This is a genomic window from Pseudomonas siliginis, from assembly GCF_024072275.1.
Lineage (GTDB): Bacteria > Pseudomonadota > Gammaproteobacteria > Pseudomonadales > Pseudomonadaceae > Aquipseudomonas > Aquipseudomonas siliginis.
Genome location: NZ_CP099598.1, coordinates 1184189 through 1202505 on the forward strand (window position 1 = coordinate 1184189; position 18317 = coordinate 1202505).

Here is an 18317-nt window from a genome sequence, read left to right on the forward strand (position 1 = left end):
GTGATCAGTTTGTTTCCCGAGATGTTTTCCGCCATTGGCGATTACGGCATCACCAGTCGTGCGGTCAAACAGGGGCTCTTGCAGCTGACCTGTTGGAATCCGCGAGATTACACGACGGATCGGCATCACACTGTGGACGATCGCCCGTTTGGCGGTGGTCCGGGCATGGTGATGAAGATCAAGCCCCTGGAAGATGCGCTGGCTCAGGCCAAGGCAGCAGCCGGGGAGGCGGCGAAGGTGATTTACCTGTCCCCCCAAGGCCGTCAACTGACTCAGTCGGCGGTACGCGAGCTGGCACAATCGGATGCATTGATCCTGATTGCCGGCCGCTACGAAGGCATTGACGAGCGCTTTATTGAGGCTCATGTCGATGAAGAGTGGTCGATTGGCGACTATGTACTGTCTGGCGGCGAGCTGCCGGCCATGGTCCTGATCGATGCGGTTACACGACTGCTGCCTGGAGCTTTAGGGCATGCGGATTCCGCTGAGGAAGATTCCTTTACGGATGGTCTGCTGGATTGCCCGCATTACACCCGACCGGAGGTGTATGCGGATCAGCGTGTTCCCGACGTGTTGCTGAGTGGCAATCACGCGCATATCCGGCGTTGGCGTTTACAGCAGTCCCTTGGTCGGACCTATGAACGACGCGCCGATCTTCTGGAAAGCCGCTCGCTTTCTGGAGAAGAGAAGAAGCTGCTCGAGGAATACATCCGCGAGCGGGACGATAGTTAACAACGTATCGATGGTAGATCGAACGATTTACCTTAGGAGCACAGCATGACCAACAAAATCATCCTTGCACTCGAAGCAGAGCAGATGAGCAAAGAAATCCCTACCTTCGCCCCAGGCGACACTATTGTCGTTCAGGTGAAAGTGAAGGAAGGCGATCGTTCCCGTCTGCAAGCGTTCGAAGGCGTTGTAATCGCCAAGCGTAACCGCGGCGTGAACAGTGCGTTCACCGTTCGTAAAATCTCCAACGGTGTTGGCGTAGAACGTACTTTCCAGACCTACTCCCCGCAGATCGACAGCATGGCTGTTAAACGTCGCGGTGACGTACGTAAAGCCAAGCTGTACTACCTGCGCGACCTGTCGGGTAAAGCAGCACGCATCAAGGAAAAACTGGCTTAAGCCCAGCTTCCGATGCAGAAAAAAGCAGCCTACGGGCTGCTTTTTTGTTGCCCGGGATTTGTGCTGCCAAGATCTTCAGTCTGTCCGTGACCCAGTCGCGGCCTTCGCGAGCAGGCTCGCTCCCACAGGAATAGAGTGGGAGCGAGCCTGCTCGCGAATCGATCCGTCAGGCGCTGGAACCTTCTGGTTGAATCAACGCCAGCAACGTCCATCCAGCCCCAGGCTTCAGCGCCGTTTCCGGCGTCACCACATGCACCCAGCCGCTGTCATCACGCATGAACAGCAACGTTGCGCGATTGCCGTGCAGCGCCCGGTAATCATCCCAGCCAAACCCATCCGTCAGGGTTGTGCTGTACAGCTCGGCACCCTGGCCCATCTGGCCGGCCAGTTTCGAATAGGTCAGTGCCTCACTGCCCAACTGATTGCCCCGGTGTTCCAGGCTCGCCCGATGTTTATCGCTGCGGCGGCTTTCATGGCCGCTGGCCAGACCGAACAGGCGCTGATGACCGAAGTCATGACGAAAGCGCATCGCCGCCAATGTGTTCAGCTCGCCCGACGGTGACAGCGCCAGCAAATGCCCCAACCCCACCAGGTCCAGATGCGCGTCAGCATGCTGCGACGCCGGGTTGCCGAAATAAGTCGGCAAGCCTTCCATGCGTGCCGCGCGGATATTCTCCCAGCTCGAATCGGTCAGCAGTACGCGACTGCCCAGTTGCTGCAGCGACTTGCCCAATGCGCGGGCCGGGCTATTGGCTCCAACGATCAGAAAACCGCTCGGCGCCGGTTCGGCGACCTTTAACAGCCGTGCCAGCGGTCGCGCCGTTGCGCTTTGCAAAACCACGGTACCGATGATCACCGCAAAGGTCAGCGGCACCAGCAGCAGGGCGCCTTCATGTCCGGATTCATCCAGGCGGATCGCGAAAATCGCCGAGACAGCCGCTGCGACGATCCCGCGTGGCGCGATCCAGCACAGCAACGCCCGTTCACGCCAGCTGAGACTGGAACCGGCGGTGCTGAGCAAAACATTCAATGGGCGAGCGATCAACTGGATCACCAGCAGCAGAATCAACACCAGCGGTCCCAGACCGATCAACGCGTTCAGGTCCAGGCGCGCCGCGAGCAGGATGAACAGTCCGGAAATCAGCAACACGCTGAGGTTTTCCTTGAAGTGCAAGATGTGCCGCACGTCCACGCCTTTCATGTTGGCCAGCCACATGCCCATCAGCGTCACCGCCAGCAGGCCGGACTCATGCATCACTTGGTTGGCACCGATGAAGATTGCCAGCACCGCTGCCAGCGAGGCCAGGTTATGCAAGTATTCCGGCAGCCACTGACGCCGGATCACCGTCCCCAGCAGCCAGCCACCGACGACACCAAACACGGCGCCGCAGAGGATCACCCCGCCGAAGGTGAGAAGACTTTGCTTGAGGCCATGCCCTTCAGCGCTGGCGATGATGAAGCTGTACACCACGACGGCGAGCAGAGCGCCGATCGGATCGATGACGATGCCTTCCCAGCGCAGGATGTTGGCGATCGAGGCTTTTGGCCGCACCACCCGCAGCATCGGCACGATTACGGTCGGACCGGTGACCAGCGTCAGGCTGCCAAACAGAATCGCCAGCATCCAGTCGAAGCCCAGCAGAAAGTGCGTGGCCACCGCGATGACGATCCAGGTCGAAATCGCACCGAGGGTCACCAGTCGATGAACGACGCTGCCGATCTCTTTCCATTCCGACAGATGCAGGGTCAGGCTGCCTTCGAACAGGATCAGCGCCACTGCCAGCGACACCAGTGGCATCAGTAGCGGGCCGAACATTTCCTGCGGGTCGAGCCAACCCAGCACCGGGCCGGCCAGAATGCCGGTCAGCAGCAGAAACAGAATGGCCGGCAGCTTCAGGCGCCATGCCAGCCACTGACAACCCAGCGCCGCCGCGCCGATCCCGCCAAATGCCAAGAGAATTTGCTGCTCGTTCATTGATGCTCCCTGTTCCTTGATCTGGCTGGCTATGAAAGACTAGCGGCCATTCCCGTCGTTCACTGTCTATTTGCGCGCAGTGTTAAAAACTGCCTGCCCCGAGCACCCATGCCTGCCATCGACCATCCGCTGATTGATCAATTCCTCGACGCTTTATGGCTGGAGAAAGGCCTGTCCGACAACACCCGCGACGCCTATCGCAGCGACCTCGCGCTGTTCAACGGCTGGTTGCAGGAGAAAAATCTCGAGCTGATCAATGCCGGTCGCGAATTGATCCTCGATCACCTGGCGTGGCGGCTGGAGCAAAACTACAAGCCGCGCTCCACCGCGAGATTTCTCTCCGGGGTGCGTGGCTTTTATCGCTATCTGCTGCGGGAAAAGCTGATCAGCGTCGACCCGACGTTGCGCGTCGACATGCCGCAACTGGGCCGGCCGTTGCCCAAATCGCTGTCGGAAGCCGATGTCGAAGCACTGCTCAAGGCTCCGGACCTGAGTGACGCCATCGGCCAGCGTGACCGCGCGATGCTGGAAGTGCTGTATGCCTGTGGCCTGCGCGTGACCGAACTGATCAGCCTGACACTGGAGCAGGTCAACCTGCGCCAGGGCGTATTGCGGGTGATGGGCAAGGGCAGCAAGGAGCGTCTGGTGCCGATGGGCGAGGAGGCGATTGTCTGGGTCGAGCGCTATATGCGTGATGGCCGTCAAGAATTACTCGGTGGCCGCCCCAGCGATGTGCTGTTCCCCAGCCAGCGCGGCGAGCAGATGACCCGGCAGACGTTCTGGCATCGGATCAAGCATCAGGCCAAGGTCGCCGGGATCAGCAAGTCGCTGTCGCCGCATACCTTGCGCCACGCATTTGCCACGCACCTGCTCAACCATGGCGCGGACTTGCGCGTGGTGCAGATGCTGCTCGGGCACAGCGACCTCTCTACGACGCAGATCTATACCCATGTCGCCCGCGCCCGATTGCAGGATCTTCACGCCAAACACCACCCACGCGGCTGACACATCCCATAATGTTGAAATACTGACCTGTGGCGAGGGGATTTATCCCCGTTCGGCTGCGCAGCAGTCGCAAACCCGGCTGGCTCGATTTTGACTGAAAGATCGCGGTGGATGGTTTAGGGCTGCTTCGCAACCCGGCGGGGATGAATCCCCTCGCCACAATGATGTGCGTCAGCCACATGTGGTTGTGGGTCAGTTGTACAAGCATGAAGGTGTGTCAGTTGCACATGAGTGTGTGGCGACAGGCGCATTCGGCCCTCGCGGCCTTATGTGTTAGGCTTTGCCGGTTTGCACGATGGACGGTTATGACCCGGTGTTTCGCACGGGCGTTCTGATCGTTTCATTGGCCCGCCCTCAGGAGTACTCATGCGTCTGACCCAGATTTTCGCCGCCGCCGCTATTGCGCTGGTGAGCACCTTTGCCGTCGCCGACGACGCGGCCGACAAAGCCATTCGTCAAAGCCTGGAAAAACTCGAACTCGAGGTTCCGGTCGAAAGCATCAATGCCAGCCCGTTGCCTGGCATGTACGAAGTCAAACTCAAAGGCAGCCGCGTGCTGTACGCCAGTGCCGATGGCCAGTACATCGTGCAGGGCAACCTGTACCAGCTCGCGAATGGCAAACCGGTCAACCTGACCGAGAAGACCGAACGCCTGGGCATTTCCAAACTGATCAATGCCATCCCGGTGGCCGAAACCGTGGTCTACCCGGCCGTGGGCGAGACCAAATCGCACATCACCGTGTTCACCGACACCACCTGTCCGTACTGCCACAAACTGCATGCCGAAGTGCCCGAGCTGAACAAGCGCGGCATCGAAGTGCGCTACGTGGCGTTCCCGCGCCAGGGCCTGAATTCGCCGGGTGACGAGCAGCTGCAAGCAGTGTGGTGTTCGAAAGACAAGAAAGCCGCCATGGACAAAATGGTCGATGGCAAGGAAATCAAAGCCGCCAAGTGCGATAACCCGGTTTCCAAACAGTTCGCGCTCGGTCAGTCGATCGGCGTGAACGGTACACCGGCCATCGTTTTGGCCGACGGCCAGGTCATTCCGGGCTACCAGCCGGCGCCACAAGTCGCCAAACTGGCGCTGGGCGCGAAGTAATTCGCATCGTCACGGGTAACCGTTGACGATCGTGGTCCGGCAGCAGCAGCGCCGGGCCATCAACAGAGAGCCGCGAGCACGCGGTTGTTTTCCGGCCGACCCTGTGTCGGCCGTTTCATGGGGAGTTCACAGTGAATCCGGTCAAAGTAGGCATCTGTGGGTTAGGGACCGTCGGTGGCGGTACCTTCAACGTACTTCAGCGCAACGCCGAGGAAATTGCTCGTCGTGCCGGGCGTGGAATCGAAGTGGCGCAAATTGCCACGCGCACGCCAAAGCCTCAGTTCCAGACGACCGGTATTGCGATTACCAACGATGTCTTCGAAGTGGCCACGAACCCTGAGATCGACATCGTCATAGAGCTGATGGGCGGCTACACCGTTGCCCGCGAGCTGGTACTCAAGGCCATCGAGAATGGCAAGCATGTGGTCACCGCGAACAAGGCGCTGATAGCCGTTCACGGTAATGAGATTTTCGCCAAGGCACGCGAGAAAGGCGTGATCGTGGCATTCGAAGCGGCGGTGGCCGGTGGCATTCCGGTGATCAAGGCGATCCGCGAAGGCCTGTCCGCCAACCGCATCAACTGGGTTGCCGGGATCATCAACGGCACCGGCAACTTTATCCTCACCGAAATGCGCGAAAAAGGTCGTACGTTCGAAGACGTGCTCGCCGAAGCGCAAGCGCTGGGTTACGCCGAAGCCGATCCGACCTTCGACGTCGAAGGCATCGATGCCGCGCACAAGCTGACCATTCTGGCGTCTATCGCCTTCGGTATTCCGCTGCAATTCGACAAGGCGTACACCGAAGGCATCACCAAACTGACCACTGCCGACGTCAACTACGCCGAAGCGCTGGGCTATCGCATCAAGCACTTGGGTGTGGCGCGCAGCACTGACGCCGGCATCGAGTTGCGCGTGCACCCGACGCTGATTCCGGCCGATCGCCTGATCGCCAACGTCAACGGCGTGATGAACGCCGTCATGGTCAACGGTGACGCCGCCGGTTCGACGCTGTTCTATGGCGCCGGCGCTGGCATGGAGCCGACCGCTTCGTCGGTGATCGCCGATCTGGTCGACGTGGTTCGCGCGATGACTTCCGACCCGGAAAACCGTGTACCGCACCTGGCCTTCCAGCCGGACTCGCTGTCGGCGCATCCGATCCTGCCGATCGAAGCCTGCGAAAGCGCTTACTACCTGCGCATTCACGCCAAGGACCACCCGGGCGTACTGGCTCAGGTGGCGAGCATCCTGTCGGAGCGCGGCATCAATATCGAATCGATCATGCAGAAGGAAGTCGAAGAGCATGACGGCCTGGTGCCGATGATCCTGCTGACCCACCGCGTGGTCGAGCAGCGCATCAACGATGCGATCACCGCGCTGGAAGCACTGGCTGGCGTCGACGGCCCGGTTGTACGGATCCGTGTCGAACATTTGAACTAAAAGCAGCGGCAAGCTTCGAGCTGCAAGCGGCAAGAGAGAAGCAGTCTGGCTTTTACTTGCGACTTGCAGCTTGCAGCTTGCAGCTCAAACCGAAGGTTTGAAAAAAATGCGATATATCAGTACTCGCGGCCAGGCCCCGGCCCTGAATTTCGAAGAGGTCCTGCTGGCCGGTCTGGCGACCGATGGCGGTCTGTACGTCCCGGAAAACCTGCCACGTTTTACTCAGGAAGAGATCGCTTCCTGGGCTGGCCTGCCGTATCACGAACTGGCCTTCCGGGTGATGCGCCCGTTTGTCACCGGCAGCATCCCGGATGCCGATTTCAAGAAGATCCTCGAAGAAACCTACGGTGTGTTCGCCCACAGCGCCGTTGCGCCACTGCGTCAGTTGAACGGTAATGAATGGGTGCTGGAGCTGTTCCATGGCCCGACCCTGGCGTTCAAGGACTTCGCCCTGCAACTGCTCGGTCGTCTGCTCGATTACGTGCTGGAAAAGCGCGGCGAGCGCGTGGTGATTGTCGGTGCCACCTCTGGTGACACCGGTTCGGCGGCCATCGAAGGCTGCAAGCACTGCGAAAACGTCGACATCTTCATCCTGCACCCGCATCAGCGTGTATCGGAAGTGCAGCGTCGGCAGATGACGACGATCTTCGGCGAGAACATCCACAACATCGCCATCGAAGGCAACTTCGATGACTGCCAGGAAATGGTCAAGAACAGCTTCGCCGACCAGAGCTTCCTCAAAGGCACGCGTCTGGTGGCGGTGAACTCGATCAACTGGGCGCGGATCATGGCCCAGATCGTTTACTACTTCCATGCGTCCCTGCAGTTGGGCGGTCCGGCGCGTTCGGTGTCGTTCTCGGTACCGACCGGCAACTTCGGCGACATCTTCGCCGGCTACCTGGCGCGCAACATGGGCCTGCCGATCAATCAGTTGATCGTGGCGACCAACCGCAACGACATCCTGCACCGCTTCATGAGCGGCAACCAGTACGTCAAGGAAACCCTGCACGCAACGCTGTCGCCGTCGATGGACATCATGGTTTCGTCGAACTTCGAGCGCCTGCTGTTCGACCTGCACGGTCGAAACGGTGCGGCGATTGCCGGCCTGATGGACTCGTTCAAAAAGGACGGCAGTTTCAGCGTCGAACAAGAACGCTGGACCGAAGCACGCAAGCTGTTCGATTCGCTGGCGGTGGACGATGCGCAGACCTGCGAAACCATCGCCGACGTCTACGAGCAAACCGGTGAAGTCCTCGACCCGCACACTGCCATCGGTGTGAAAGCTGCGCGCGAATGCCGTCGCAGTCTGGATATCCCGATGGTGATTCTGGGCACTGCCCATCCGGTCAAGTTTCCTGAGGCAGTGGAGAAAGCGGGTGTAGGAAAAGCGCTCGAACTACCTGCACATCTTTCTGATTTGTTTGAGCGAAACGAGCGTTGCACGGTTCTGCCAAACGACCTGAAAGCCGTGCAAGCCTTTGTCAGCCAGCATGGCAACCGCGGCAAGCCACTCTAAGCCAGTAAAAGCTGTCACATTTTGAAGCCCGTCTCCTGACGGGCTTTTTTGTTTCTGCTGCCACACTGCTCGGGTTTTCACCCACGAAGGACGGGTGAGTCGATCACGAAGGAAATGGCAATGCTGTTTTACAGAGGTTTGAAACCGGCACTGGGCTGGTTGTTTTTGTTGGCGGTGCTGGGATGGATGCACAGCGGCGTGGCAGCGCAGATGGCACTCGATCAGGCGAATGCGTCGGGCACTGTGCCGGTTGTCGAACTGGATGCGCACGAGCGGCAATGGATCCGTGACAACCCCAGAGTAACGGTGGCATCGGTGCAATATCCGCTGTACCTGTTTCAGGACGAACACGGCCAGTGGAGCGGTCTGAACAACGATGTGCTCAAGCGGGTCAGCGCTATGACCGGACTGCAATTCGAGCACCAGGAATCGTTCTCTACCGACCATATGCTCGATCGCCTGCAAAGCGGGGTCGCGGACATCAGTACGACGTTGGCCATGAGCGACGAACGCAAGGCGTTTCTCGATTTCAGTCATGCTTTCGGAGGGGCTGGCTGGGTGTTTGTCGGACATGCCAATGCCCCGAGGGTGGAGTCTTTCGAGCAACTGGCGAAGCGCGTTCTGGTGCTGCCCGCCCGTCATGCCCTGGAGGATGCGATTCGGCGCGATTATCCGTCGATTGAAATACGCTCGGTGAAAACCTACGCCGAAGCGCGGGCGCTGGTCGAGAGTGGGGAAGCCTACGCAACCATCGAAAACGAAATCGGCGCGCAGCTCTATCCGTTGGGCATGCTCAAGGTCGGTGCTCTGGTAGAGGGCAAGTGGGAAGCCGATCATCTGGCTGTACGAAAAGGCATGCCGCAACTACTGAGTATTCTTAACAAGGCGCTGGAAGCTTTCCCTGCTGCGGAGTTGCGGGCGATTCGTCTCAAGTGGCTGGCAGGCGTTTCGCCGCCGCCCGTGCCCTCCGTGTGGAAGCGCCTGGTCGAGTGGGCATGCTGGGCGATGGGGGGAATCGGCGTTTTCGGAATGCTGTCGCTGGTGTGGAACCGGCGCCTGGCGGCCGTGATCAAGCTGCGCTGCGCGGCGGAAAAGGAGTTGGGCGATCAACTGGCCTTTCAGCACGCCCTGATCGATTCGATGCCGGATCCGGTGTTTGTCCGTGATCTGCACGGGCGTTTGATCATCTGCAATCGCAGTTACGAGGAAGCGCTGTCGGTGCGCCAGGACCAGATGCAGGGACGCTTGCTGATCGAAGTCGATGCGTTTCCGGAAACCACCGCGCGGATGCTCCACGACGAATTCATCGCCCAGTTGCAAACCCGCAAGTCGCGCTTCAGCAAACGCCAACTGCTGTTCAAGGGCGGGCCTCGCGAGGTTTATCAGTGGACCGTGCCGTTTTACAGCGGCGACGGCAAATTGCGCGGCTTGTTGGGCGGCTGGACCGACATCACCCAGCGTCGGACCGAGAGCGGGTGCCGCTGTCTGCAGTAAAGAAGGGAAATGTCCTGCAAGACGCGGCTACTTTTCTGATGGGAGGCTTAAGACGCCTGCCCTAGAGTGAACGACACCTGCGGTGAGAGTCCGCGATGATCGCTCCAGAGGTCGCCCATGCGCTCGCTTAAAGTCCTGATTCTTGAACCCAACCCGTTCCAGCTGATGGCATTGCATCAAATGCTCAATGCCATCGGCATCTACGACGTATTGACCGCGCCTTCGCTGGCGTCAGCCTTGTCTTCACTGGGGCATCGCGGTGCGGTCGATATCGCCATTTGCGATCCGCAGCTCAAAGGTGGCGATGGGTTGGCATTGATTCATCACCTGGCGGCGCACCATGAGGCGCGTGCCCTGATTCTGCTGGGCTCGGTCGCGCAGAGTTTGTTGAGTGATCTGGAGCCGGTGCTTCGTCAACAACGCCTGCGCCTGCTGGGGCGTCTGCAGACACCGGTTTCGGCGGTGTTGATGCGAGGTCTGCTGGACAGTTATCTGATCACTGCGCAGGCACTCATCGAGGCCTGATACCGGCGAATATTTTTCTGTCATCTTCGCCATGCATGCTCTGTCAGACACGGTCCTGCAAGGTCGGAACGTGACAGGCAGAACTTTCTTCTCGGGCCGGTGGTCATTTAATGTGAACACGCCCCAGGCACTGTGTTTTCGGACTATTGAGTGGAGATCGAGATGGAAAGTATCAGTCTATTGCTCGGTGAGGCTCTGAGCCCGTATCAGGTGACGCTGACCCCTCGCGGCAGCCATGGTGAATGTCTGGTGACGCTGAAGAACAGCAGCGGCGCCATTGTGGTGGAACGCGAATTCAATCAGGCCCAGTTGAGCGACAAGCGCTTGCTGACCGACGTGGTGGACGGCCTGCACCGTGACGTGATGATCGCCGAAGGGCGGCTGGAACCCTGCGTCATTGCGGCGTTGCGCAATGCAGCTCTGGACAAGCGTCCGGCCCTGTAAAGATGAAACATTTTTTGTGGGAACCTTCCCGCATCCCTGTCAGTCAGACCCCATAACAGCAGGATCAAGCATTGTGCTCCGGTGCTTGTCGCTTGCTGCTACGGGTCTCGAAGCAGACCCTGTTTAACCCCGAGTCGTCTCCCCACTTCTCGGGGTTTCTTTTGCCCGGCGTTTGCCCTGTGCACAGCTTTTTGCTCGAAAACCAAACCTCCAGCGTTGCTCAAATGGCCCCGTCTTCGCGCAGCCGAGCGATTTGCGCCGCGTCGTAGCCCAGATCGCCAAGCACCTGCGCATTGTGTTCGCCAAGCTGCGGTCCGACCCATTCGGACGAGCCCGGCGTTTCCGACAGCTTCGGCACGATGCCGGGCATCTTGAAGTCCTTGCCGTCCGGCAGCTTGGCATGCAGGAACATCTCCCGCGCCAGGTATTGCGGATCGTTGAACATGTCCTCGGCGCTGAAGATCCGGCTGACCGGTACGTCGGCCTGATTGAGCAAGTCGAGAACGGTCTGCAGCGGTAAGGAATTGACCCAGCGATCAATCACGCCATACAACTCGTCCCGGCGACTGTCACGTCCGTCGTTACTGGCCAGCACCGGGTCGTTGGCAAGATCTGCGCGGCCAATCACGAGCATGAAGCGTTTGAAGATCGCATCACCATTGGCGCCGATCTGCACATGTTTGCCGTCGGCACTGGTGTGGATCGAAGAGGGCGTGATGCCCGGCATGATGTTACCGCTGCGCTCGCGGATGAAACCGAACACGTCGAACTCCGGCACCATGCTTTCCATCATCGCGAAGATAGCTTCGTACAGCGCAACGTCGACCACTTGGCCCAGTCCGCCATTGACCTCGCGATGACGCAGCGCCATCAGTGCACCGATCACGCCCCACAGCGCGGCAATCGAATCGCCGATGGAAATCCCGGTACGCACCGGTGGCCGGTCTTCGAAACCGGTGATGTACCGCAGGCCGCCCATGGATTCGCCGACCGCGCCGAAGCCGGGCTGATCTTTCATCGGCCCGGTCTGACCGAAACCGGACAGGCGCACCATCACCAGTTTCGGGTTCAGGGCGTGCAGGGTTTCCCAGCTCAGACCGAGTTTTTCCAGTACGCCGGGGCGAAAATTCTCGATGAGGATGTCGGCTTCGCTAAGCAGCTGTTTCAGGATCGCCAAGCCGTCGGGGTGTTTCAGATTGAGGGTCAGCGACTTCTTGTTGCGCGCCTGGACAAACCACCACAACGAGGTGCCTTCCTACAACTTGCGCCATTTGCGCAGGGGATCGCCGCCGTCAGGCGATTCGATCTTGATCACTTCGGCGCCGAATTCTCCGCAAATGCGCGAGGCAAACGGCCCGGCAATCAACGTACCCAATTCAATGACTTTCAGACCCGAGAGCGGTTTGCTGGTGAACGGCATGCGAAATCCTGTAGGACAAGGCTGAGCGGATACAGGGTTTTAACATAGCCGACTGTCAGACGCCGCAGCTTGATTGCCATCAATTCGATGATTGCCTGTGGCATCGGTTAGACTTGCCGACTTTCCTCGTATCAAGAAGCCCGTTCATGGCCCAGCCGTCCACTACCTACAAATTCGAACTGAACCTCACCGACCTCGACCGCAGCGTCTACGAAAGCGTCAAGCAGACCATCGCCCGTCATCCTTCGGAGACCGAAGAACGCATGACTGTGCGGCTGCTGGCCTACGCGCTCTGGTACAACGAGCAGCTGTCGTTCGGCCGTGGTCTGTCAGACGTGGATGAACCGGCCTTGTGGGAAAAGAGCCTGGACGACCGTGTCCTGCACTGGATCGAAGTCGGCCAGCCGGATGCCGATCGCCTGACCTGGTGCTCGCGCCGCACCGAACGCACCAGCCTGCTGGCCTACGGCAGCCTGCGTGTGTGGGAAACCAAGGTGATCCCGGCGATCAAGAACCTGAAAAACGTCAACATCGCCGCCGTCCCGCAAGAAGTGCTGGAGACCCTGGCCAAGGACATGCCCCGCGTCATCAAGTGGGACGTGATGATCAGCGAAGGCACGATCTTCGTCACCGACGATCGCGGTCAGCACGAAGTCCAGTTGCAATGGCTGCAAGGTGAGCGCGGCTGAGGTCGCGACACCGCTGATATTTCCCACGAATCAAAGAGAAGCCTCCGTCGCCCCATGCGTATCGAACCTCGTGAATTGCCTGCCACGCTGCCTTTCCTCGGTGATCTGCCGCCACTGCTGACCCGCCTGTACGCGGCGCGGGGCGTGCAGTCGGAGGCGGAGCTGGACAAGAGTCTGGCGCGCTTGATCCCGTTCCAGCAGCTCAAAGGCATCGATGCGGCGGTTGACCTGCTGGTGACGGCATTGGAGCAACGCCAGCGCATTCTGATCGTCGGCGACTTCGACGCGGACGGCGCCACCGCCAGCACTGTCGGTGTCCTCGGTCTGCGCCTGTTGGGCGCGGCGCATGTCGATTACCTGGTGCCGAACCGCTTCGAATACGGCTACGGCCTGACGCCGGAAATCGTCGAAGTCGCGCTGACCCGTGAACCGCAATTATTGATCACCGTCGACAATGGTATTTCCAGTGTCGAAGGCGTCGCGGCGGCCAAGCGCGCCGGACTGAAGGTGTTGATCACCGACCACCACTTGCCCGGCGATGAACTGCCGCAGGCTGATGCGCTGGTCAATCCGAATCAGCCGGGCTGCGAATTTCCGAGCAAAGCGCTGGCCGGCGTCGGGGTGATCTTTTACGTACTCATGGCATTGCGCGCGCGTCTGCGCAGCCTCGGCTGGTACGAGAGCAAGCCACAACCGAACATCGGCGAACTGCTCGATCTGGTGGCGCTGGGCAGCGTCGCCGACGTGGTGCCGCTGGATGCCAACAACCGCATTCTCGTGCATCAAGGGCTGGAGCGGATTCGCGCCGGCCGGGCACGGCCGGGGATCAAGGCGATTCTCGAAGTCGCCAAGCGAGAGGCTGCGCGGATCACTTCCACCGACCTGGGTTTCATCGTCGGCCCGCGCCTGAACGCCGCCGGACGTCTGGACGACATGAGCCTGGGCATCGAATGCCTGCTCACGGCCGACGCCAATCTGGCGCGGGAAATGGCTGCGCAACTGGACGGCATGAACCAGGATCGCAAATCCATCGAGCAGGGCATGCAGCGTGAAGCGCTGGCGCAGCTCAAGGATCTGCCGGTCGAGTCGATGCCGTTTGGTCTGTGCCTGTTCGATCCGGAGTGGCATCAGGGCGTGATCGGCATCCTCGCCTCGCGCATGAAAGAGCGCTATTTCCGCCCGACCATTGCCTTCGCCGATGCCGGTGATGGTCTGCTCAAGGGCTCCGGTCGCTCGGTGCAGGGCTTCCATATTCGCGATGCGCTGAGTGTGGTCGCGGCGCAGCATCCGAACCTGATCGCCAAATATGGTGGCCACGCGATGGCCGCTGGTCTGACCTTGCCGCAGGAGAATTTTCCGCTGTTCGCCGAGGCTTTCGACGCTGAAGTGCGTAGGCAACTTCGCGAAGAAGACCTCACTGGGCGGATGCTTTCAGATGGCACGCTGGCCGTTGAAGAGTTTCATCTCGAACTGGCTCGCGCCTTGCGCCACGCCGGGCCGTGGGGGCAGCATTTTCCCGAGCCGCTGTTTCACGGTGTGTTTCAACTGGTCGAGCAGCGCGTGGTCGGCGAACGGCATTTGAAAGTGGTGCTGAAAAGCGAATGCGGTTCGGTGAAGCTCGATGGCATCGCGTTTGGCATTGATCGCGATGTGTGGCCGAACCCGACGATTCAATGGGTTGAACTGGCTTACAAGCTCGACGTTAACGAGTTTCGTGGCAACGAGACTGTGCAGCTGATGATTGCTCATATCGAACCGCGCTGAAGATCAAAAGATCGCGGCCTTCGGCAGCTCCTACAGGGGATCGCATTCCTCTGTTGGAGCTGCCGAAGGCTGCGATCTTTTCTGGAACCCCCCAAGATCCCCCGTTGTCGACTAGGCTCTAAGCACTGCTTGATTGGCCTTGTGACGTCTTGTCGAATTTTTGCCCGCGGGGGCGGGTGCTGCACCCTTTTTCTGTCACTCGTCGACTTTTCAAACAGAACCCTGGAGCCTGCCCACTGATTCGAGAGGTGCCCCATGAGTCTGCTGCTTGAACCCTTTACTCTTCGCCAACTGACCCTGCCCAACCGCATCGCCGTGTCGCCGATGTGCCAGTACTCCAGCGTCGACGGCCTGGCCAACGACTGGCACCTGGTGCACCTGGGTAGCCGCGCGGTGGGCGGTGCCGGTCTGGTTTTTACCGAAGCCACGGCGGTTACCGCCGACGGACGCATCACCGCCGAAGACCTTGGCCTGTGGAACGACGAACAGATCGAACCGCTGCAACGCATCACTCGCTTCATCACCGCCCAGGGCGCGGTCGCCGGTATTCAACTGGCCCACGCCGGGCGCAAGGCCAGCACCCACCGGCCGTGGATCGGCAAGCATGGCAGTGTCAAGCCCGAGGACGGCGGCTGGACCCCGGTCGGGCCATCGCCGATTGCTTTCGATCCGCAGCACACCCAGCCGAAACAGCTCGATGAAGGGCAGATCGCCGAGGTGATTCAGGCCTTTGTCGACGCGGCCAAACGCGCGCTGACGGCGGGGTTCAGCGTGGTCGAGGTGCATGCCGCGCATGGCTATCTGCTGCATCAGTTTCTCTCGCCGCTGAGCAATCAACGCCGCGATCAGTACGGTGGTTCGTTCGAGAATCGTATCCGTCTGGTGCTGCAAGTCACTGAAGCGGTGAGGGCGGTATGGCCGGAGGAGTTGCCGGTGTTTGTCCGCGTCTCGGCGACCGATTGGGTCGAAGATGGCTGGAATCCGGATGAGACCGTCGAGCTTGCGCGTCGCCTTCATACGCTGGGCGCCGATCTCATTGACGTGTCTTCAGGAGGGACTGCTGCAAACGCGGAAATCCCGGTTGGACCCGGATATCAGACGCGCTTCGCCGAGCGTGTACGCAAAGAGTCAGGCATCGCCACCGGTACTGTCGGAATGATCACCGAGCCGGCCCAGGCCGAGCACATTCTGCGTACCTGTCAGGCCGATATCATTTTCCTCGCGCGCGAACTGCTGCGCGATCCGTACTGGCCGCTGCATGCCGACGATGATCTGGGCGGGCGCAAAGCAGTGTGGCCGGCGCAGTATCAGCGCGCGACCCATCGCGACCAGCCGATTCATGAGTCGGATTTGCGCGATTGATTGAAGGCTGGAAAGCAAAAGCCCCGAGCCGGTGAGGGTCGGGGCTTTTCTATTCGGCACAATTTTGCGTTGTCAGGCGGGCCTCTTCGCGAGCAGGCTCGCTCCCACAATAGGAATGCGGACCCCTGTGGGAGCGAGCCTGCTCGCGAATGACGCCAGAACAGCCGCCTTAGAACCTCAAGGGTATTTACGCTTGTCCGGCGCCGGCGGGAAATACTGGTACAGCCAGGTCTCGCTCAACGTGCGGTCATTGGTGCGAATGAACAGGCGCAGTTCCACTGGCTCGACACTGTCATTGGTCGGGTACCAGTCGAACAGGATCCGGTAACCTTTGATGTCATCCAGCACCAGCACGCTGAAGTCCTGCACCTTGCCGTTGGAACAGGTAATCACCGGCTCGATCCCGGTGCCCTGTGGCAGGCGCTCGAGGCCGCCACCGGTGAAGTCTACGGCAAAGCGCCGCGCCCACACTGGCGGGTAATGTTCACCCGGCGCCCAGCCCTCGGTGAAGCCGCCCATGCCCGAACGCGTCGCGTGCACCCGCGCCAGTGGCGTGCCGACCGGTGGCAGGGCGCTCCAGTAGAGCTTGTACCCGTAGTTCAGCGAATCACCGGCAGCCACGGGTTTGTTCGGCGTCCAGAACGCGACGATGTTATCCAGCGTCTCGCCGGTCGTAGGAATTTCCAGCAGATCGATAGAGCCTTCGCCCCAGGCGGTTGTAGGTTCTACCCACAGGCTCGGGCGCTTGCTGTACCAGTCGACGGTGTCCTGATAGTTGGCGAATTCGTGGTCGGTCTGCACCAGGCCGAAACCCTTCGGGTCCTTGTCGGCAAATGCATTGAATTGCAGCGTCGCCGGGTTGTTCAACGGCCGGCAGATCCACTCGCCATTGCCGCGCCACATTGCCAGGCGATCGGAGTCGTGAATCTGCGGATGAATGGTGTCGCACATGCGCCGTTCGTGGGTGCCGCAGCTGAACATGCTCGTCATTGGCGCCACGCCGAGTTGTTCGATGGTGGTACGAGCATTGATGTGCGCGTCGATTTCCATGACCACGCGCTCGGCCTGGCAATCGATGTCGAAGCGATAGGCGCCGGTCGCGCTCGGCGAGTCGAGCAGGGCGTAGACCACAAAACGCGTGGCGTTCTTGTCAGGCGTCTCGAACCAGAACTTGGTGAAGTCGGGAAACTCTTCGCGTTTCTTCGCGTAAGTGTCGATGGCCAGGCCGCGCGCGGAAAGGCCATATTGGCCAGTGGCATCGACCGCACGGAAATAGCTGGCGCCCAGAAACGACACCACGTCATGCCGATCCAGCTCCGGCGCCTTGAACAGTTTGAAGCCGGCAAAACCCAGGTCGCCCTTGAGCTGCTGGGTGTCGACCGAAGTGTTCTCGTAATTGAACAGCGCCGGACGGAAATGCACCTCGCGCGCCATGCGCGTCTTCGGATCAACGCTGTACATGCGCACCGGTTGACGGAAACCCATGCCGACGTGGAAGAACTGCACGTCCAGCTGACCTTTGTTTTCCTTCCACAAGGAATGCTCGCCGTCGTAGCGGATCGCGTTGAAATTTTGCGGAGTCATGGTCGCCAGGGTTGGCGGCAACACCTGTTTCGTATCCTGATAGGCACTGCCGGCGAGCTGCTTGGCCTGACGCTTCAACGCCTCGAAATCGAAGGCCTGGGCCTCGCCATCGGCGGCGCCGCCATTGGCTGCCCAAGCGCGGGCGGCCAACAGGCCCGACGCGGAAAGACCGGTATAGGCCGCAATGGCCATGGACGCTTTGAGCAAATTCCTGCGGTGCATAAATACAACCTGTCGTGTGCAATCCAGCGCCGTTCCTGGCACCTGTCGGATCGGAAATTACGGTTCGGTCATGCCTTCGGCCAAACGCAACGGACTATAAACAGATGCCCGCTAGCTTAATCGGTTCGATTGTCGGGCAAAAAGGCTTGTTTGCGTTGCGTCACCTGGCAATGAAACAAGACATGTCTGTAATTTTTCTGACAGGGTTCTCTGATTTAGAGGGCATATCTGCTTTTTTCGATTAATTACTCTAAAAACCGCTTTTCAACGCCGATATAATTCCTATTCTATGGGCAAGACCGGATACAAGCCTTCGTGCCGGCGGGGCACACGACGCTGCTCGAAGAGGCAGGGCGATGTGAGGTTCAGCAGTTTCTTGACTCAATAGAGAAGGACATCGTCCATGGCAAAAATACAGAGCATCACCGAAATGTTGGGCATCTTCCCTTGCTTGGGCGGCGGGCGCAGAAGACGCCGCCTCAATTCCGAAGAATTGAAACTTGTGGAGCGTTATCGAGAACTATCGGAAAGCGACCGGATTGCCATGCGCTATCTGGTGGATGCGATGCGGAGTGTTTCGCGATTCTAAGGGGGAGGGGAGAAGGGGGCCGGCCGAGAAGCCTGCCCCTTTTTCATTTGCGTAACGCTCGAAACA

15 protein-coding genes and 1 pseudogene are annotated in these 18317 nt (G+C 59.8%); 13 read left to right on the forward strand and 3 right to left on the reverse strand.

All coding sequences use genetic code 11. The features are described 5' to 3' along the window. The first annotated feature begins 21 nt into the window (after window positions 1–21). Both trmD and rplS read left to right on the forward strand, forming a co-directional pair. Window positions 22–732, forward strand: a complete 711-nt coding sequence (gene trmD / locus NF676_RS05660; protein WP_231507574.1) for a tRNA (guanosine(37)-N1)-methyltransferase TrmD — start codon at window positions 22–24, stop codon at window positions 730–732. A 45-nt stretch (window positions 733–777) separates the two neighbouring features. After that, the gene (gene rplS, locus NF676_RS05665) at window positions 778–1128 is read left to right on the forward strand and encodes a 50S ribosomal protein L19 (RefSeq protein ID WP_041478196.1); all 351 of its coding nucleotides are present in this window, start codon (window positions 778–780) and stop codon (window positions 1126–1128) included. A 166-nt stretch (window positions 1129–1294) separates the two neighbouring features. Here rplS and NF676_RS05670 read toward each other — a convergent pair whose 3' ends face one another. Then, entirely contained in the window at window positions 1295–3103 is a 1809-nt protein-coding gene (locus NF676_RS05670; RefSeq protein WP_252868846.1) for a cation:proton antiporter, read from the reverse strand. A 108-nt stretch (window positions 3104–3211) separates the two neighbouring features. On the opposite strand from NF676_RS05670, the gene xerD reads away from it, so the two are divergent. From xerD to NF676_RS05705, 7 genes are all read left to right on the forward strand, one after another. Continuing rightward, entirely contained in the window at window positions 3212–4108 is an 897-nt protein-coding gene (gene xerD / locus NF676_RS05675; protein WP_150636241.1) for a site-specific tyrosine recombinase XerD, read from the forward strand. Window positions 4109–4474: 366 nt separating this feature from the next. Next, a complete protein-coding gene (gene dsbC / locus NF676_RS05680) occupies window positions 4475–5206 on the forward strand; it encodes a bifunctional protein-disulfide isomerase/oxidoreductase DsbC (protein ID WP_041478193.1) in 732 nt (243 codons plus the stop codon). Window positions 5207–5337: 131 nt separating this feature from the next. Continuing rightward, entirely contained in the window at window positions 5338–6642 is a 1305-nt protein-coding gene (locus NF676_RS05685; RefSeq protein ID WP_024011722.1) for a homoserine dehydrogenase, read from the forward strand. A gap of 106 nt (window positions 6643–6748) precedes the next feature. Then, the gene (gene thrC, locus NF676_RS05690; RefSeq protein ID WP_024011723.1) at window positions 6749–8158 is read left to right on the forward strand and encodes a threonine synthase; all 1410 of its coding nucleotides are present in this window, start codon (window positions 6749–6751) and stop codon (window positions 8156–8158) included. A 120-nt stretch (window positions 8159–8278) separates the two neighbouring features. Continuing rightward, complete coding sequence (locus NF676_RS05695; protein WP_056783127.1) at window positions 8279–9652, forward strand: transporter substrate-binding domain-containing protein; 1374 nt, start codon at window positions 8279–8281, stop codon at window positions 9650–9652. Between the two features lie 117 nt (window positions 9653–9769). Continuing rightward, complete coding sequence (locus NF676_RS05700; RefSeq protein ID WP_041478191.1) at window positions 9770–10177, forward strand: response regulator; 408 nt, start codon at window positions 9770–9772, stop codon at window positions 10175–10177. A 162-nt stretch (window positions 10178–10339) separates the two neighbouring features. Beyond that, a complete protein-coding gene (locus NF676_RS05705) occupies window positions 10340–10621 on the forward strand; it encodes a DUF3509 domain-containing protein (protein ID WP_016771530.1) in 282 nt (93 codons plus the stop codon). A 220-nt stretch (window positions 10622–10841) separates the two neighbouring features. On the opposite strand, the pseudogene NF676_RS05710 reads toward NF676_RS05705, so the two are convergent. Next, a pseudogene (locus NF676_RS05710) lies at window positions 10842–12041 on the reverse strand (CaiB/BaiF CoA transferase family protein). A 146-nt stretch (window positions 12042–12187) separates the two neighbouring features. On the opposite strand from NF676_RS05710, the gene NF676_RS05715 reads away from it, so the two are divergent. The 3 genes from NF676_RS05715 to NF676_RS05725 all read left to right on the forward strand — a co-directional run bounded on the left by NF676_RS05715 (window position 12188) and on the right by NF676_RS05725 (window position 15856). Next, window positions 12188–12730 carry a YaeQ family protein gene (locus NF676_RS05715; RefSeq protein ID WP_007908961.1) on the forward strand — a complete coding sequence of 181 codons (543 nt, stop codon included), beginning with the start codon at window positions 12188–12190 and terminating at the stop codon, window positions 12728–12730. Between the two features lie 54 nt (window positions 12731–12784). Further along, on the forward strand, window positions 12785–14494 hold the full coding sequence (gene recJ / locus NF676_RS05720) for a single-stranded-DNA-specific exonuclease RecJ (protein ID WP_056783131.1): 1710 nt from the start codon (window positions 12785–12787) through the stop codon (window positions 14492–14494). A 255-nt stretch (window positions 14495–14749) separates the two neighbouring features. Continuing rightward, complete coding sequence (locus tag NF676_RS05725) at window positions 14750–15856, forward strand: NADH:flavin oxidoreductase/NADH oxidase (RefSeq protein ID WP_039759093.1); 1107 nt, start codon at window positions 14750–14752, stop codon at window positions 15854–15856. 177 nt (window positions 15857–16033) lie between these two features. Here NF676_RS05725 and NF676_RS05730 read toward each other — a convergent pair whose 3' ends face one another. Continuing rightward, window positions 16034–17662: a glucan biosynthesis protein D gene (locus NF676_RS05730; protein ID WP_252887376.1), complete on the reverse strand. Its 1629-nt coding sequence runs from the start codon at window positions 17660–17662 to the stop codon at window positions 16034–16036. Window positions 17663–18065: 403 nt separating this feature from the next. Between NF676_RS05730 and NF676_RS05735 the strand changes: the two genes are divergently transcribed. After that, entirely contained in the window at window positions 18066–18251 is a 186-nt protein-coding gene (locus tag NF676_RS05735) for a hypothetical protein (RefSeq protein WP_041478186.1), read from the forward strand. Window positions 18252–18317 lie beyond the last annotated feature (66 nt).

Bases quoted from the DNA above. Each gene is read 5' to 3' on its own strand.
- trmD (WP_231507574.1), top strand. From the start codon at position 22: ATGTTTTCCGCCATTGGCGATTACGGCATCACCAGTCGTGCGGTCAAA.
- rplS (WP_041478196.1), top strand. From the start codon at position 778: ATGACCAACAAAATCATCCTTGCACTCGAAGCAGAGCAGATGAGCAAA.
- NF676_RS05670 (WP_252868846.1), bottom strand. From the start codon at position 3,103: ATGAACGAGCAGCAAATTCTCTTGGCATTTGGCGGGATCGGCGCGGCG.
- xerD (WP_150636241.1), top strand. From the start codon at position 3,212: ATGCCTGCCATCGACCATCCGCTGATTGATCAATTCCTCGACGCTTTA.
- dsbC (WP_041478193.1), top strand. From the start codon at position 4,475: ATGCGTCTGACCCAGATTTTCGCCGCCGCCGCTATTGCGCTGGTGAGC.
- thrC (WP_024011723.1), top strand. From the start codon at position 6,749: ATGCGATATATCAGTACTCGCGGCCAGGCCCCGGCCCTGAATTTCGAA.
- NF676_RS05695 (WP_056783127.1), top strand. From the start codon at position 8,279: ATGCTGTTTTACAGAGGTTTGAAACCGGCACTGGGCTGGTTGTTTTTG.
- NF676_RS05700 (WP_041478191.1), top strand. From the start codon at position 9,770: ATGCGCTCGCTTAAAGTCCTGATTCTTGAACCCAACCCGTTCCAGCTG.
- NF676_RS05705 (WP_016771530.1), top strand. From the start codon at position 10,340: ATGGAAAGTATCAGTCTATTGCTCGGTGAGGCTCTGAGCCCGTATCAG.
- NF676_RS05715 (WP_007908961.1), top strand. From the start codon at position 12,188: ATGGCCCAGCCGTCCACTACCTACAAATTCGAACTGAACCTCACCGAC.
- recJ (WP_056783131.1), top strand. From the start codon at position 12,785: ATGCGTATCGAACCTCGTGAATTGCCTGCCACGCTGCCTTTCCTCGGT.
- NF676_RS05725 (WP_039759093.1), top strand. From the start codon at position 14,750: ATGAGTCTGCTGCTTGAACCCTTTACTCTTCGCCAACTGACCCTGCCC.
- NF676_RS05730 (WP_252887376.1), bottom strand. From the start codon at position 17,662: ATGCACCGCAGGAATTTGCTCAAAGCGTCCATGGCCATTGCGGCCTAT.
- NF676_RS05735 (WP_041478186.1), top strand. From the start codon at position 18,066: ATGGCAAAAATACAGAGCATCACCGAAATGTTGGGCATCTTCCCTTGC.